This window comes from Micromonospora noduli, from assembly GCF_003264475.1.
GTDB classification, from domain to species: domain Bacteria; phylum Actinomycetota; class Actinomycetes; order Mycobacteriales; family Micromonosporaceae; genus Micromonospora; species Micromonospora noduli.
The window spans coordinates 251,238-264,115 of record NZ_PYAC01000023.1; the positions used below are offsets into that span (position 1 = coordinate 251,238).

Below are 12,878 nucleotides of genomic sequence, written 5' to 3' on the forward strand. Positions count from 1 at the left end.
TCACCCGGCGTCCGGCACGGGAGCGTACGGCTGCCCGACCGCCTGTTCGTCGAGCTGTCCGTCGTGGATGCGGATCACCCGGTCGGCCAGGGCCATCATCACCGCGTCGTGCGTCGACACCAGTACGGTGACGCCTTCGGATTCCACTATCCCGCGCAGCAGGGCCATCACCGACAGGCCGGTCTCGGCGTCCAGTTGCCCGGTGGGCTCGTCGGCGAGCAGAAGCTGGGGCGAGGCGGCCAGCGCGCGGGCGATCGCCACCCGCTGCTGCTGGCCGCCGGACAGCTCGGCCGGCCGTTGCCGGGCGTGGTCGGCCAGGCCGATCAGCTCCAGCAGCAACTCGACCCGCCGCTCGCGCTCGGCTGGGGCGACGCGGGCCATCCGCAGAGGTGCCGCGACGTTCTCCGCGGCCGACAGCACCGGGATCAACCCGAAGCTCTGGAAGACGTACGACACCTTCTCGCGCCGCAGCCGGGACAGGCCATCCTCGTCGAGCGCTGTGACGTCGGTGCCGTCGACGTGCACGGTGCCGGCGTCCGGGCGGTCCAGGCCGCCGATGACGTTGAGCAGGGTGGTCTTGCCCGAGCCGGACCGGCCGACGAGCGCCACCATCGAACCGGCGGCCACGTCGAACGACACGCCGTTCAGGGCGTGTACGACGGTCGGCCCGGTGCGGAAGCGCCGGTGTACGCCGCGCACGCTCAGCAGCGGCTGACTGCTCACTCGCCGCTTCCCGAGTCGGGGCGGATCGTGATGTGGTCGGGTTCCAGGGCCAGCCGGACCCGTCGGGTCAGCGCCAGCGCCTGGCGGAACTCGCGGGGCACCTGGACCCGCCCGGCCCGGTCCATCACGGCGTACTCCTCGGCGATCATGTGCGTGTCGCCTTCCGCGTCGGTGGTGGTGCGGCGCAGCACCTCGCTGCTGGTGCGCCCGTCCCGGATCGCGACGGTCCGTTCCACCTGGCCGCTGACCTCCGGATCGTGGGTCACCACGACGACTGTGACGCCGTAGCGCCGGTTGACGTCGCGCAGCACGCCGAAGACCTCCGCGGACGTGGCGGCGTCCAGCTCGCCGGTCGGCTCGTCGGCGAGCAGGACCCGCGGCTGGTTGGCCAGCGCCACAGCGATGGCGACCCGCATCTGCTGCCCTCCGGAGAGTTGCCCGGGGCGGCGATCGGCGCAGTCGGCGACACCGAGGCTGTCCAGCAGCTCGGCCGCGCGCTCCCGGCGCTCCTTCTTCGCGGTACGGGCCGCCGTCATCGGCAGGTCCACCATCTCCCGTGCGGTCAGGTAGGGGATCAGGTTGCTCGCCGTCTGCTGCCGTACGAACCCGACGGTGTGCCGCCGGTAGTCCACCCGGTCCGCGCGGGACATCGCCAGCAGGTTCCACCGGTCGACCCGGACCCGCCCGGCGGTGGGGGCGTCGATGCCGGCCAGGATGGAGAGCAGTGTCGACTTGCCCGATCCGGAGGCGCCGACGACGGCGACCAGCTCACCGCTCTCCACGGCCAGGTCCAGCCCCTGAAGTGCCTGTACCTCGATCGAACCGGTCTGGTAGATCCGCACCAGGTTTTCGCAGACGATGAGCGCGTCCCGGCCGAACTCGGGTGCCCGCGCGGATGGCTGCGGCAGGGACAGCGGTGTGCTGGACACGCCTTCTCCGTCCGGGTTGTGCGCCTCGATTGCCCGTGCTGACGCAGATTGAAGCAGTTTCGCAATCGGCGGCTCCGTTGACCATGCCCTGGGCGGCTTTCCTGCATGGTGGACGAGGGGCCGATGTGAACGACCCGACCGGTGTCTCCCGAGCACCGGACCCGGGTTCTGCCGCGGGCAGATCCGCTGCCGGTGAACAGGGGTGCCCTTCGCCGGCCGGGGCCGGCACTGTGGAGCGCATGAGACTGCTGGTGCTGGGCGGTACGGGCTTCGTGGGCGGGGCCACTGTCACCGAGGCCGTGCGCCGCGGCTGGTCGGTGACGGTGTTCAACCGAGGGCTGCACGGCACGGTGCCGTCCGGCGTACACCGGTTGCGGGGTGACCGCACCGCGCCGGACGGCCTGGCCGCGCTGGCCGGCGGCGAGTGGGACGTCGCGGTGGACACCTGGGACGGTGCGCCCCGGGCCGCCGGCGACGCTGCCCGCGCCCTGGTCGACGCGGTCGGCCACTACGTGTACGTGTCCAGCGGCTCGGTCTACGCCGACCATGCGGCGGCGGGGTTGCATGAGGACTCCCCGGTGGTGGCCGCCGACCCGGGCTCCGTCGACGGCGACTACCCGCAGCTCAAGGCCGGTGCCGAGCGCGCCGTGCGGGAGGTGTTCGGTCAGCGTGCGCTGGTCGCGCGGGCCGGCCTGATCCTGGGCCCGGGCGAGGACATCGGTCGGCTGCCCTGGTGGCTACGGCGCGTCGAGCGGGGCGGGGACGTGCTCGCCCCCGCGCCGGCCGACCTGCCGGTGCAGTACGTCGACGTCCGCGACCTGGCGGGGTGGATGCTGGAGGCGGGCACCCGGCGGGTGGGCGGCACGTTCAACGCGGTCGGTCGTCCGGCGCAGACCACGATGGGCGAGCTGCTCGACGCGTGCGTGGCCGCCACCGGCGCCGACGCCCGGCTGCTGTGGACCGATCCGGCGTCGATCCTCGCCGCCGGGGTGCAGCCGTGGAGCGACCTGCCGATCTGGCTGCCGCGCGGGCATCCGTACCGGGGGTTGCTGGAGCAGGACGTGACCCGGGCGCTGGCTGCCGGGTTGACCTGCCGGCCGGTGGCCGAGACCGTCGGCGACACCTGGCGCTGGCTGCGCGAGGTCGGTGCGGTTCCGCCGCGTGCCGGGCGACCGCAGCGCAGCTCGATCGGGCTGGACCCGACCGTGGAGGCCGCCGTGCTCGCCGCCTGACCGTGTCCCGGCGGGTCAGGCGGACACCACCGGCAGGTCCAGCACCTCGTCGACGCTGCGTCGGGGGGTCGGCCGACCCGGCTGGCCGTACCCGATCCGCAGTGCCATCTGCGGTGTGCCGAACCGGCCCAGGGACACCCGCAGTTGTTCCCGCGCCGTGGGCACCTCGATGGGCTGGGAGAGCATCGACACGCTGAGTCCGACATCCGTGGCGGTGAGTAGCAGGCGTTGCAGGGCCTGCCCGGCGATCACCTGGTCCACGGCGGTGTTGCCCATCGAGCCCAGCACACCCACCAGGGGTTCCGGTTCGAAGTCCCGTCCGGGGGCGCGGTCGCGCCCACCGTAGCCGCGCGTCGGGAGGACGTCCTGCGGCTCGCCCTGCGGACCTCCGGCCGAGCCGGGCACGCCGTCCGGGGTCGACTCCCGACGCAGCCATCCTTCCCGTTCGGCCCGGTACGCGGGGTCGCGCTCCAGCACCCGGTGCGCGCTGCGCGCGATCTCCCCGAACGCGGAGACCGCGCTCACCCCGATCAGCAGCTCCAACCAGCACTGCTCGGCACGGGCCGCCTCGCCGAGGCGCCACCGGGCGTCGGCCGGCACCGGGTCCGGCCAGAACGGCAGGCGGTTGCTGAACCGGCGGGGGATGGCCGCGTACAGGCTCTGCTCGGCGGGGGTGGGCCGGCGCGGAAGGTCCGGTACCAGCCGAGCCAGCAGGTCCGGCTCGGCTCGGTCGGGGCGTAGCCGCACCTGGGCCGGGCTGCCGGCCACGGCCAGGGCGATCCGCAGGTTGAACAACGCCGCGCCGCAGGCGATCCGGAGACCCCACCCGCTCGGGTCGGTCACCGGCAGCCGGCGGGTGGGGTCGGCCAGCACCTCGATGCCGCCGTCGCGCAGCCGTAGCCGCCACGGTTGGGTGTTGTGCAACGACGGTGCCCGGACCGCGTCCACGGCGGCGGTCCGTAGCTGGGCTGCGGTGTAGCCGATGTCCATGGCGGTGCTCCTCTCCCACTGGGCCGGCGGCGGGTGGTGCCGCGGTGCCGGCGTACCTTCACGGTCCATCGTTCGGTGGTCGCCGAGCAGGGCCGGACGTCCCGACCAGTCGGGTCCGAGCGCCCGCTCGCCGCGTGCCGATCGGGACTTTCGGCCCGTGCGGTGGGCAGTGGGCAGCGGGTAGAAACGAGGAATGATCCGTGTGTTCCTCCTCGACGACCATGAGGTCGTCCGCCGTGGCCTGGCCGACCTGTTGCAGAGCAGCGGCGACATCGAGGTGGTCGGCGAGTCCGGCTCGGCGCAGGAGGCGGCCCGCCGCATCCCGGCGTTGCGGCCCGACGTGGCGATCCTCGACGCACGGCTGCCCGACGGCAACGGCATCGACGTGTGCCGCGACGTCCGCGCCGTCGACTCGTCCATCAAGGGACTGATCCTCACCTCCTACGAGGACGACGAGGCGCTGTTCGCGGCGATCATGGCGGGTGCCGCCGGGTACGTGCTCAAGCAGATCCGTGGCACCGACCTGGTCGACGCGGTGCGCCGCGTCGCGGCCGGGCAGTCGCTGCTCGACCCGGCGATCACCACCCGGGTGCTGGAGCGCATCCGCAACGGCGTCGAGCAGCCGCGCGAGCTGAGGTCGCTCACCGAGCAGGAGCGGCGGATCCTGGAGTACGTGGCCGAGGGGCTGACCAACCGGGAGATCGCCGGGCGGATGTTCCTGGCGGAGAAGACGGTCAAGAACTACGTCTCCAGCGTGCTGGCCAAGCTGGGCCTGGAGCGCCGCACGCAGGCCGCCGTTCTGGCCACGCGTCTGCTCGGCAAAACGCCCTGACCCAGGGGCGCGGGGGTCAGTCGCGCAGCGGCACGGCCCAGCGCACCTCGGTGCCGTGCGGCTCGGCCGGGGCGATCGTGAAGGTGCCGTCGAGGCGGCTGGCGCGTTCGCGAAGGTTGACCAGGCCGCCCCGGGCGGCGGCCGGGTCGCAGCCCACCCCGTTGTCGGTGACCACCACGGTGACCTGGCCGGCGTCGACGCGTACGACGACGTCGACGCGGGTGGACTGCGCGTGGCGGACCACGTTCGACAGCGCCTCGCGCAGCACGGCGGTGAGGTCCGGGCGGATGGCGTCCGGCACGGCGCTGTCCACCGGCCCGGTCAGCTCCAGGTGCGGCTTGAAGCCCAGCGCTTCGGCGGCCGCCTCGATCTCCGCACGGATCTCGGTGCGCAGCTCCGAGGTCATCGGCGTACGCAGCTCGAAGATCGTCCGGCGGATGTCCCGGATGGTGGCGTCCAGGTCGTCGACGGCCGCGTTGATCCGCTTGGCCACCTCGGGGCGGGCCATCGGCGCGGCGCTCTGGAGTTGCAGGCCGGTGGCGAAGAGCCGTTGGATCACCACGTCGTGCAGGTCGCGGGCGATCCGCTCGCGATCCTCAAGGACCACCAGCAGTTCCCGTTCCTCCTGGCCGCGCGCCCGTTCCATCGCCAGCGCGGCCTGCCCGGCGAAGCTGCCCAGCAGCGTCAGATCCTCCTCGCTGGCGCCACCGCCGCGCTCCGGCCGGTGCGCCACGATCAGCACACCGTGCAGGGTCTCGGCGGTGGCGAGTGGTGAGATCATCGCGGGGCCGGTGTGCAGCAGCGCCGGCCACGGCGCTGCGTGCGCCAGGTCGTCCACCTGGTCGTGCCGGCCCTCGGCGACCGCCGCGCCGAAGCTGGTGTCGACGGCGGGCAGGACCGCTCCGACGAGAGCGAGGGCCTGCTCGTCGGTGCCGTCGACCACCTCCACGGAGAACTGCTCGGTGTCGTTGTCGTAGAGCAGCACCAGTGCCAGCTCGGCCTCGGCGACCTCGCGGGCTCGGCGGGCGACCAACGCCAACGCGTCGATACGACGTACCTCGCCGAGCAGCACCGTGGTGATCTCGGCGGTGGCGGCGAGCCAGCGTTCCCGCCGGTGCGCCAGGGCGTACAGGCGGGCGTTCTCGATGGCCACGCCGGCGGCGGCGGCGAGCGCGACGACGATCTCCTCGTCGTCCTCGGTGAACTGCGCACCGCCCTTCTTCTCCGCCAGGTAGAGGTTGCCGAAGATCTGGTCCCGGATGAGGACCGGCACGCCCAGGAAGCTGTGCATGGGCGGGTGGTTGGCCGGGAACCCGTAGGAGCGGGGGTGCTGGGTGATGTCGGGCATCCGCAGTGGCCGGGGATCGTCGATGAGCAGGCCGAGCACGCCCCGCCCGTGCGGCAGGTCGCCGATCCGCTCATGCTGCTCGGGCGTGATCCCGTGGACGATGAAGTCGTGCAGCAGCCGGTCCGGGCCGACCACGCCGAGCGCGCCGTACCGGGCGCCGACCAACTCGCAGGCCGCCTGCACGATGCGTTGCAGAGTGGTGCGCAGATCCAGGTTGGTGCCGATGCCGACCACCGCGTCGAGCAGGGCCCGCAGACGCTCCCGGCTGGTCACCACCTCACCGACGCGGACCAGCATCTCCTGCAACAACTCGTCGAGACGGACCCGCGACAGCGGGCTCAGCCCGAGCGACGGTGCCGGGGACGATTCCGGACGGGGCGGCGGCACACTGCTGGTCACCGGGGGATGGTAGCGCCGGTGCCGCTCGTCGCCAGACCCGTCAGCCGACGGCCGAGGTGTCGACCACCTGCGCGGTGGTCAACCGCGGCGTGTGCGGCGGGCCGGCGTGTGCCGGGTCCGCGATGCCCAACCGCAGCACGAGGTACGGGAAGCCGATCCCGGAGAGCAGCTGCCGCAGGGTCTGCCGGGTGCCCGGCACCTCCACCACCGCGCTGAGCGGCACCACTGACACGCCGAGTCGGGTGGCGGTCAGCCAACCGGCGGATAGCGCCTCGCCGGCACGCAACCAGCTGTCCCGTTCGTCCTCGTCGCCGTGCAGCATCGCGTACACCGCCATCCGGTCGTGGCCCGGGCCTATCGGCAGGCTGCCGGGACGGCCGAAGTCCCGGCCCGGCACTGTGGTCTGCGCGGGCTGCTCGGGCAGCACCTCCGCCGGCAGGCCGGTGCCCGAGCCGGCCCGGCTGGTCCAGTACGCCAGCTCGGTGCGCAGCTCCGGGTCCTCGGCCTCGACCGTGTCGGCGTGCGCGGCGGTGGCGGCCAGCTCCAGCACCTGGTCACGGTCGAGGATCTGCAGCCGGCAGCCCTCCGCGTTGACCGCCCGGGTGATCTCCTCGATCGCTGAGGGCGGAACCGGCTCGTCGCTGACCGGCCGCCGGTCGGTGTGTCGCACCTGCATGCACTGCACCATGCGCATGGCGTCCGGGTCGGCCCCGGTGTGGCTGAGGTCGGTCAGCCGGGCCAGCAGCTCGCTGTCGCCCGGGTCGGGCAGCCGCTCCACCACGGCACGCCACCCCTCGGCGGCCAGCGCCAGTCGGGCGTGGTGCAGGGCGGTGCCGCAGCTGACCGCGAGCAGTCGCCCGTCGGGGTCGCTGGCCGCGAGCTGTCGGTCGGCGACCGAGCGCAGCTCCAACGCGTCGGGCAGCACCCGCCAGCGCCACGGCTGGGTGTTGTGCACCGAGGGGGCGTGGCCGGCGGTGGCGGCGGCCTCCGCCAGCGCGGTGGTCAGCTGACTTTCCTGACTCATGGTCACGACCTTTCCGTCTCTGCTCATCGTGCCGTAGGGCGCGTCGCCGCGCCCGGGTTGCCGCCTCATCCTGTGGCCTTCGGCGCTGTGCCCGCAGGGCCACAGGTCCCGATCCGGTCGGGTCGTTGGGCCCGCTGCGGCCCGTCCGCTGGGTCTGGCCGCCGCGACGATGACGCTGTCGTCAGCGTTCCCGGACCACGGCGACCGGGCAGGCGGCGTGTTGGATGAGCTGTTGACTGACCGAGCCGAGCAGCATGCCGGCCAGCCCGCCCCGGCCCCGGCTGCCGACCACTACCAGCCGCGCGTCCCGACTCGCCTCGATCAGCATCGCCGACGGGCTTGTCGACTCCAGGTCGACGGTCACCGCCAACTGGGGGAATGTTCGCCGCCACGGCTCCAGCGCCTGCTCCACGGCGGCCCGCTCGTCGGGCACCCCGGCCGCCCCGCCGGGGCCCGGTGTCCAGGCGTGCAGGACGCGCAGCGGCAGCTGCCGCTGCGCCGCCCGTTCGGCCGCGAAGCCGAGCGCCACCAGCGACGGTTCCGAGCCGTCCACCCCGACCGCCACCGGGCGGCCCGACGTGTCGGTCGCGGCGCTGCCGCCCCCGTCCCGGACCACCACGACCGGGCAGTGGGCGTGCGCGGCGACCGAGACCGCCGTCGACCCGGCCAGCAGGCCGCCGAAGCCGCCGTGACCCCGGCTGCCCAGCACCAGCATCCCGGCCTCCGCGGAGCGTTCCTGCAACACCAGCGCGGGCGGCCCGTCGTACACTTCGCCGGTGATCCGCAGCCCGGGGTTTGCCGCGGTGGCGTCCGCCGCGGCCCTGCGGACCAGGTCCTCGACCTGACGGCGAGCGGTGTCGTCCGGCCACACGCCGGGCGCGACGCCCGGGCCGACCCAACTGGCCACAGTCAGCCATTCGAAGACGTACGCCAGCCGCACCGGCTGGCCGCTGTGCCGCGCCTCCTCCACGGCCCAGTCCAGGGCCACCGAGGCGTCGGTGGAGCCGTCGTAGCCGACCAGGATCTCCGCGTCGCGCACGTCGTCCTCCTTCAGGGGGTGGTCGGGTCGGTTTCGCGGACCCAGCGCCATTCGGCGACCTGGGGGTCGTCCTCGCCGTACTGGCGGGTGTAGTCGCGGGCCGCCTGTCGGGCGTCGACCATCCGTTGGCGCAGGTGCGCGGCGCTGGCGGCCAGCCCGGGCACCCGGTCGATGACGTCGATGACCAGGTGGAAGCGGTCCAGGTCGTTGAGCATCACCATGTCGAACGGAGTGGTGGTGGTGCCCTCCTCCTTGTACCCGCGCACGTGCAGGTTCTCGTGGTTGGTGCGGCGGTAGGTGAGTCGGTGGATCAGCCACGGATATCCGTGGTACGCGAAGATGATCGGCCGGTCCTCGGTGAAGATGGTGTCGAACTCGTTGTCGGTCAGGCCGTGTGGGTGCTCGGTGTCCGGCTGGAGTCGCATCAGGTCGACCACGTTGACCAGGCGCACCTTCAACGTCGGCAGGTTCTGGCGCAGCAGCTCGACGGCGGCCAACGTCTCCAGGGTGGGCACGTCTCCGCAGCAGGCGAGCACCACGTCCGGTTCGGTACCGCCGTCGTTGCTGGCCCATTCCCAGATGCCCAGGCCACGCCGGGTGTGCTGGATCGCCTCGGTCATCGTCAACCAGTTCGGGGCGGCCTGCTTACCGGCCACCACCACGTTGATGTAGTGCCGGCTGCGCAGGCAGTGGTCCATCGTGGCGAGCAGCGTGTTGGCGTCCGGCGGCAGATAGACCCGCACCACCTCGGCCTTCTTGTTGACGACGTGGTCGATGAAGCCCGGGTCCTGGTGGGAGAAGCCGTTGTGGTCCTGCCGCCAGACGTGGCTGGAGAGCAGGTAGTTCAGCGAGGCGATCGGCTGCCGCCAGGGGATGGCCCGGGTCACCTTCAGCCACTTGGCGTGCTGGTTGAGCATCGAGTCGACGATGTGGATGAACGCCTCGTAGCTGGTGAACACGCCGTGCCGGCCGGTCAGCAGGTAGCCCTCCAGCCAGCCCTGGCACAGGTGCTCGGAGAGCACCTCCATGACCCGCCCGTCGGGGGAGAGGTGGTCGTCGCCGGGCACTGTGGCGGCCACCCAGGCCCGGTCGGTCACCTCGAACGCCGCGCCCAGCCGGTTGGACGCGACCTCGTCCGGGCCGAACAGCCGGAACGTCTCCGGGTTGGCGCTGATGACGTCGCGGATCCACGGGCCGAGCACCCCGGTCGCGCCGGCGACCGGCGTACCCGGTTCGGGAACCTCCACGCCGTAGTCGCGGAAGTCCGGCAGGGTCAGGTCACGCAGCACCACGCCGCCGTTGGTGACCGGGTTGGCGCTCATCCGCCGGTCGCCGCGCGGCGGCAGCGTCAGCAGCTCCTCCACCGGGGCGCCGGTCGCGTCGAACAGCTCCTCCGGCCGGTAGCTGCGCAGCCAGTGCTCCAGCTCGGCCCGGTGTGCCGGGTTGTCGCGTACGCCCGACAGTGGCACCTGGTGGGCGCGGTAGGTGCCCTCCACCTGGGTGCCGTCGACCTCACGCGGGCCGGTCCAGCCCTTCGGCGTCCGCAGAATGATCATCGGCCAGCGGGGGCGTTCGACAGCGCCTCCGGAGCGGGCCCGCCGCTGAATCTCGGCGATCTCGTTCAGCACACGGTCCAATGTCGCGGCGAGGGTCCGGTGCACCCGGTCGGGCTCGTCACCGGCCACCACGTACGGCTGGTAGCCCGATCCGCGCATGAGGTCGAGCAGATCGGCCTCGGGGATCCGGGACAGCACGGTCGGGTTGGCGATCTTGTAGCCGTTGAGGTGCAGGATGGGCAGCACCGCGCCGTCGCGTGCCGGGTTGAGGAACACGTCGGAGAGCCAACTGCCGGCCAGCGGCCCGGTCTCCGCCTCGCCGTCGCCGATCACGCAGGCCACCAGAAGGTCCGGGTGGTCGAACGCGGCGCCGTAGGCGTGGCTCAACGCGTACCCGAGCTCGCCGCCCTCGTGGATCGAACCCGGCACGTCCGCCGCGACATGGCTGGGGATGCCGCCCGGGAAGGAGAACTGGCGGAAGAGCCGGGACATCCCGGCCTCGTCGCGGGCCACGTCGTGGTAGCGCTCCGACCAGGTGCCCTCCAGCCAGGTGTTGGCCACGATGGCCGGGCCGCCGTGACCGGGGCCGGTGACCAGCATGGCGTTGAGGTCGCGCGCCACGATCACCCGGTTGAGGTGGGCGTAGATCAGGTTGAGGCCGGGGCTGGTGCCCCAGTGCCCGAGCAGCCGCGGTTTGATGTCGTCGGGGGTCAGCGGCTCGCGCAGCAGCGGATTGTCCAGCAGGTAGATCTGCCCGACGGTGAGGTAGTTCGCGGCGCGCCAGTAGGCGTCCAGCCGGCGCAACTCGTCGTCGGTGAGGGCGCGGTGCACGTCGAGAGCGGTCTCCATCATGCTGCCTCTCGCGGGTAGGAGTGGGGCGTCCGGCGTCCAGCCTGGTCACTGCGGACGCCCCGGGTCAGGGCCGTTGGTCCCCCGTCGGGCCGGCACCAGGCCCGGTCAGCGGCGCCTCGGCCAGGCCGCGGACGACGACCACCGGGGCCGGGGAGTGGTAGAGCAGGGACTGGGCGACCGCGCCCAGCATGGCCCGGCCCGGTTCGTCGCCGCGGGCGGCGACCAGCGCCACCTGAGCGTTGCGGGAGGTGTCGATCAGCACCTCGGCGGGGTCGCCGCGTACCACGCGACACTCGGTCGGCACTGTGTTGTCCCGGCCGGTGTGCCGGGCCATTGCCTCGGTGAGCTGCTCGGCGACCGCGTCGGTGTCCTCGTCGTACTCCACCACCCGCAGGGCGAGCAGTCGGGCGTCGCGGCGGCCCGCGCACTCCACGGCCCACTGCAGGGCGAGGTGCGAGCTGGGCGAGCCGTCCACGCCCACCAGCACCGGGCCCTGCGGTGGCGGCTCACGCCGGACCACCAACAGGGGGCAGCCGGCCCGGGCGGCCAACTGCACGGCTGTCGTCTCGGCCGGAACGCACTGACCGCTGCCCGCCATGCCGCTGTCGCCGACGGCCAGCAGGAAGGCGACCTCCGAGCGGCGGATGAGGGTGGGCAGCATGGAGCTCTCGACGATCTCCCCGCGTACGGTCAGCCCCGGCTCGGTCTGATGCGCGAGCTGGGCGGCGCGGGTGATCAGTTTTTCGGCCTGGTCGCGGGGTGCGGCAACGGTGTCCGCGGCGAAGGCCGCGCTCCAGTCGAAGGTGTGCAGCAGGTGCAGTGGGCGGCCATGGTCGGCGGCCTCCTGCGCGGCCTGTGCGACGACCGGAAGGTCGAGTTCCGACCCGAGGCCGACCAGCACCGCTGCGTCGGCGGGTGCGGCCATCCGATATCACCTCCCGGGCGTCGCGCCCGGCACGACCAAGCTGTCCCTGACCGAGGGTAGTCGGATGAGCACGATGGCGGGTCCGATCCGCTGCGACCGCCGCTCGTCAACCAGGGTTGACATCAGAGGGGCTGTCAACGTATGTTGACGGCATGAGTCAGGCGACAGAACTCGCGGCGGCAGCCGGCAGCACCGACCCCCGGGTCGGGCTGCGCGCCGTCCGCGCGCTACGCCGGCTCCTCGAGCGGCTCGAGGTGGTCCAGGTGGACAACGCCCGACGACAGGGCTGGTCCTGGCAGGAGATCGCCGACGCGCTCGAGGTCAGCCGGCAGGCAGTGCACAAGAAGCACGCCGGGCGACCGGCGGTCAACTCATCCTGGGAGGCGTGATGTTCGAACGATTCACCGACCGGGCGCGCGACGTGGTGCGACGGGCGCTGGAGGAGGCGCGGGTCGAGGGCCAGCGCCCCGTCGGCACCGAGCACCTGCTGCTCGCACTGCTCGCCGACGAGGCCGGGCTGGCCAGCCGGGTGCTCGCCGACGCCGGGGTACGCGCCGACGACCTGCGCGAACGCGTCCGCCGGCACACCGCCAGCGGCGGCGCGGGCCTCGGTGACGCGGACGCGGCGGCGCTGCGGGAGATCGGCATCGACCTGGCCGCGATCGTTGCCCGCATCGAGCAGTCCTTCGGCCCGGACGCGCTACGGGAGGCGGTGCCGGCGCCGCGCCGCCGCTGGGGGCGTAAGCGGTACCTCGGCGGCCCGTTCTCGCCCCGCTCGAAGAAGGTGCTGGAGCTGTCCCTGCGGGAGGCCCTGCGCCTGCGCCACCGCCACATCGGCACCGAGCACATCCTGCTCGGGGTGCTCCGGGAGGGCAACGGGCTGGGAGCTTTGGTGCTCACCGAGTCCGGGGTCGACCTCGACGATCTGCGCCGGCGGGTGGAGCTCGCACTGCGGGCGGCGGCCTGACGGTTGGGGCCGGGTTGAAACCTGTCTGTGGCACTTCCGACGCGCGCCGGTCGCCGGGTCGC

General features: G+C 73.0%; 12 protein-coding genes. 4 read left to right on the forward strand and 8 right to left on the reverse strand.

The annotated features are described in order from the left end of the window. Both MED15_RS23265 and MED15_RS23270 read right to left on the reverse strand, forming a co-directional pair. Complete coding sequence (locus tag MED15_RS23265) at positions 1-723, reverse strand: ABC transporter ATP-binding protein (protein WP_112699428.1); 723 nt, start codon at positions 721-723, stop codon at positions 1-3. After that, positions 720-1,652: an ABC transporter ATP-binding protein gene (locus tag MED15_RS23270; RefSeq protein ID WP_112732870.1), complete on the reverse strand. Its 933-nt coding sequence runs from the start codon at positions 1,650-1,652 to the stop codon at positions 720-722. The genes MED15_RS23265 and MED15_RS23270 overlap by 4 nt, the downstream gene beginning before the upstream one ends. A gap of 239 nt (positions 1,653-1,891) precedes the next feature. Here MED15_RS23270 and MED15_RS23275 point away from each other — a divergent pair, with 239 nt between their 5' ends. Next, positions 1,892-2,884, forward strand: a complete 993-nt coding sequence (locus tag MED15_RS23275; RefSeq protein ID WP_112736930.1) for an NAD-dependent epimerase/dehydratase family protein — start codon at positions 1,892-1,894, stop codon at positions 2,882-2,884. 15 nt (positions 2,885-2,899) lie between these two features. Here the strand turns inward: MED15_RS23275 and MED15_RS23280 are convergent, their stop codons facing one another. After that, on the reverse strand, positions 2,900-3,874 hold the full coding sequence (locus MED15_RS23280; RefSeq protein ID WP_112585058.1) for an Acg family FMN-binding oxidoreductase: 975 nt from the start codon (positions 3,872-3,874) through the stop codon (positions 2,900-2,902). Between the two features lie 193 nt (positions 3,875-4,067). On the opposite strand from MED15_RS23280, the gene MED15_RS23285 reads away from it, so the two are divergent. After that, the gene (locus MED15_RS23285; protein WP_030488585.1) at positions 4,068-4,706 is read left to right on the forward strand and encodes a response regulator; all 639 of its coding nucleotides are present in this window, start codon (positions 4,068-4,070) and stop codon (positions 4,704-4,706) included. A 16-nt stretch (positions 4,707-4,722) separates the two neighbouring features. Here MED15_RS23285 and MED15_RS23290 read toward each other — a convergent pair whose 3' ends face one another. The 5 genes from MED15_RS23290 to MED15_RS23310 form a co-directional block, all read right to left on the reverse strand. After that, positions 4,723-6,396 carry a sensor histidine kinase gene (locus MED15_RS23290; protein ID WP_425271088.1) on the reverse strand — a complete coding sequence of 558 codons (1,674 nt, stop codon included), beginning with the start codon at positions 6,394-6,396 and terminating at the stop codon, positions 4,723-4,725. A gap of 97 nt (positions 6,397-6,493) precedes the next feature. Continuing rightward, on the reverse strand, positions 6,494-7,477 hold the full coding sequence (locus tag MED15_RS23295; protein ID WP_425271086.1) for an Acg family FMN-binding oxidoreductase: 984 nt from the start codon (positions 7,475-7,477) through the stop codon (positions 6,494-6,496). Positions 7,478-7,658: 181 nt separating this feature from the next. Beyond that, positions 7,659-8,567 (reverse strand): universal stress protein, encoded by a 909-nt coding sequence (locus MED15_RS23300; protein ID WP_373861072.1) that lies wholly within the window; start codon positions 8,565-8,567, stop codon positions 7,659-7,661. Further along, complete coding sequence (locus tag MED15_RS23305) at positions 8,528-10,921, reverse strand: phosphoketolase family protein (protein ID WP_112585585.1); 2,394 nt, start codon at positions 10,919-10,921, stop codon at positions 8,528-8,530. Before MED15_RS23305 ends, MED15_RS23300 begins: the two co-directional genes overlap by 40 nt. Before the next feature lie 67 nt (positions 10,922-10,988). Continuing rightward, positions 10,989-11,849 (reverse strand): universal stress protein, encoded by an 861-nt coding sequence (locus MED15_RS23310; protein ID WP_112726106.1) that lies wholly within the window; start codon positions 11,847-11,849, stop codon positions 10,989-10,991. 152 nt (positions 11,850-12,001) lie between these two features. Here MED15_RS23310 and MED15_RS23315 point away from each other — a divergent pair, with 152 nt between their 5' ends. Together MED15_RS23315 and MED15_RS23320 are read left to right on the forward strand one after the other, a co-directional pair. Beyond that, positions 12,002-12,238 (forward strand): HTH domain-containing protein, encoded by a 237-nt coding sequence (locus MED15_RS23315; RefSeq protein ID WP_007457155.1) that lies wholly within the window; start codon positions 12,002-12,004, stop codon positions 12,236-12,238. After that, positions 12,238-12,816 (forward strand): Clp protease N-terminal domain-containing protein, encoded by a 579-nt coding sequence (locus tag MED15_RS23320; RefSeq protein ID WP_112585066.1) that lies wholly within the window; start codon positions 12,238-12,240, stop codon positions 12,814-12,816. The genes MED15_RS23315 and MED15_RS23320 overlap by 1 nt, the downstream gene beginning before the upstream one ends. Positions 12,817-12,878 lie beyond the last annotated feature (62 nt).

Bases quoted from the DNA above. Each gene is read 5' to 3' on its own strand.
- MED15_RS23275 (WP_112736930.1), top strand. From the start codon at position 1,892: ATGAGACTGCTGGTGCTGGGCGGTACGGGCTTCGTGGGCGGGGCCACT.
- MED15_RS23280 (WP_112585058.1), bottom strand. From the start codon at position 3,874: ATGGACATCGGCTACACCGCAGCCCAGCTACGGACCGCCGCCGTGGAC.
- MED15_RS23285 (WP_030488585.1), top strand. From the start codon at position 4,068: ATGATCCGTGTGTTCCTCCTCGACGACCATGAGGTCGTCCGCCGTGGC.
- MED15_RS23295 (WP_425271086.1), bottom strand. From the start codon at position 7,477: ATGAGTCAGGAAAGTCAGCTGACCACCGCGCTGGCGGAGGCCGCCGCC.
- MED15_RS23300 (WP_373861072.1), bottom strand. From the start codon at position 8,567: ATGGCGCTGGGTCCGCGAAACCGACCCGACCACCCCCTGAAGGAGGAC.
- MED15_RS23305 (WP_112585585.1), bottom strand. From the start codon at position 10,921: ATGGAGACCGCTCTCGACGTGCACCGCGCCCTCACCGACGACGAGTTG.
- MED15_RS23310 (WP_112726106.1), bottom strand. From the start codon at position 11,849: ATGGCCGCACCCGCCGACGCAGCGGTGCTGGTCGGCCTCGGGTCGGAA.
- MED15_RS23315 (WP_007457155.1), top strand. From the start codon at position 12,002: ATGAGTCAGGCGACAGAACTCGCGGCGGCAGCCGGCAGCACCGACCCC.
- MED15_RS23320 (WP_112585066.1), top strand. From the start codon at position 12,238: ATGTTCGAACGATTCACCGACCGGGCGCGCGACGTGGTGCGACGGGCG.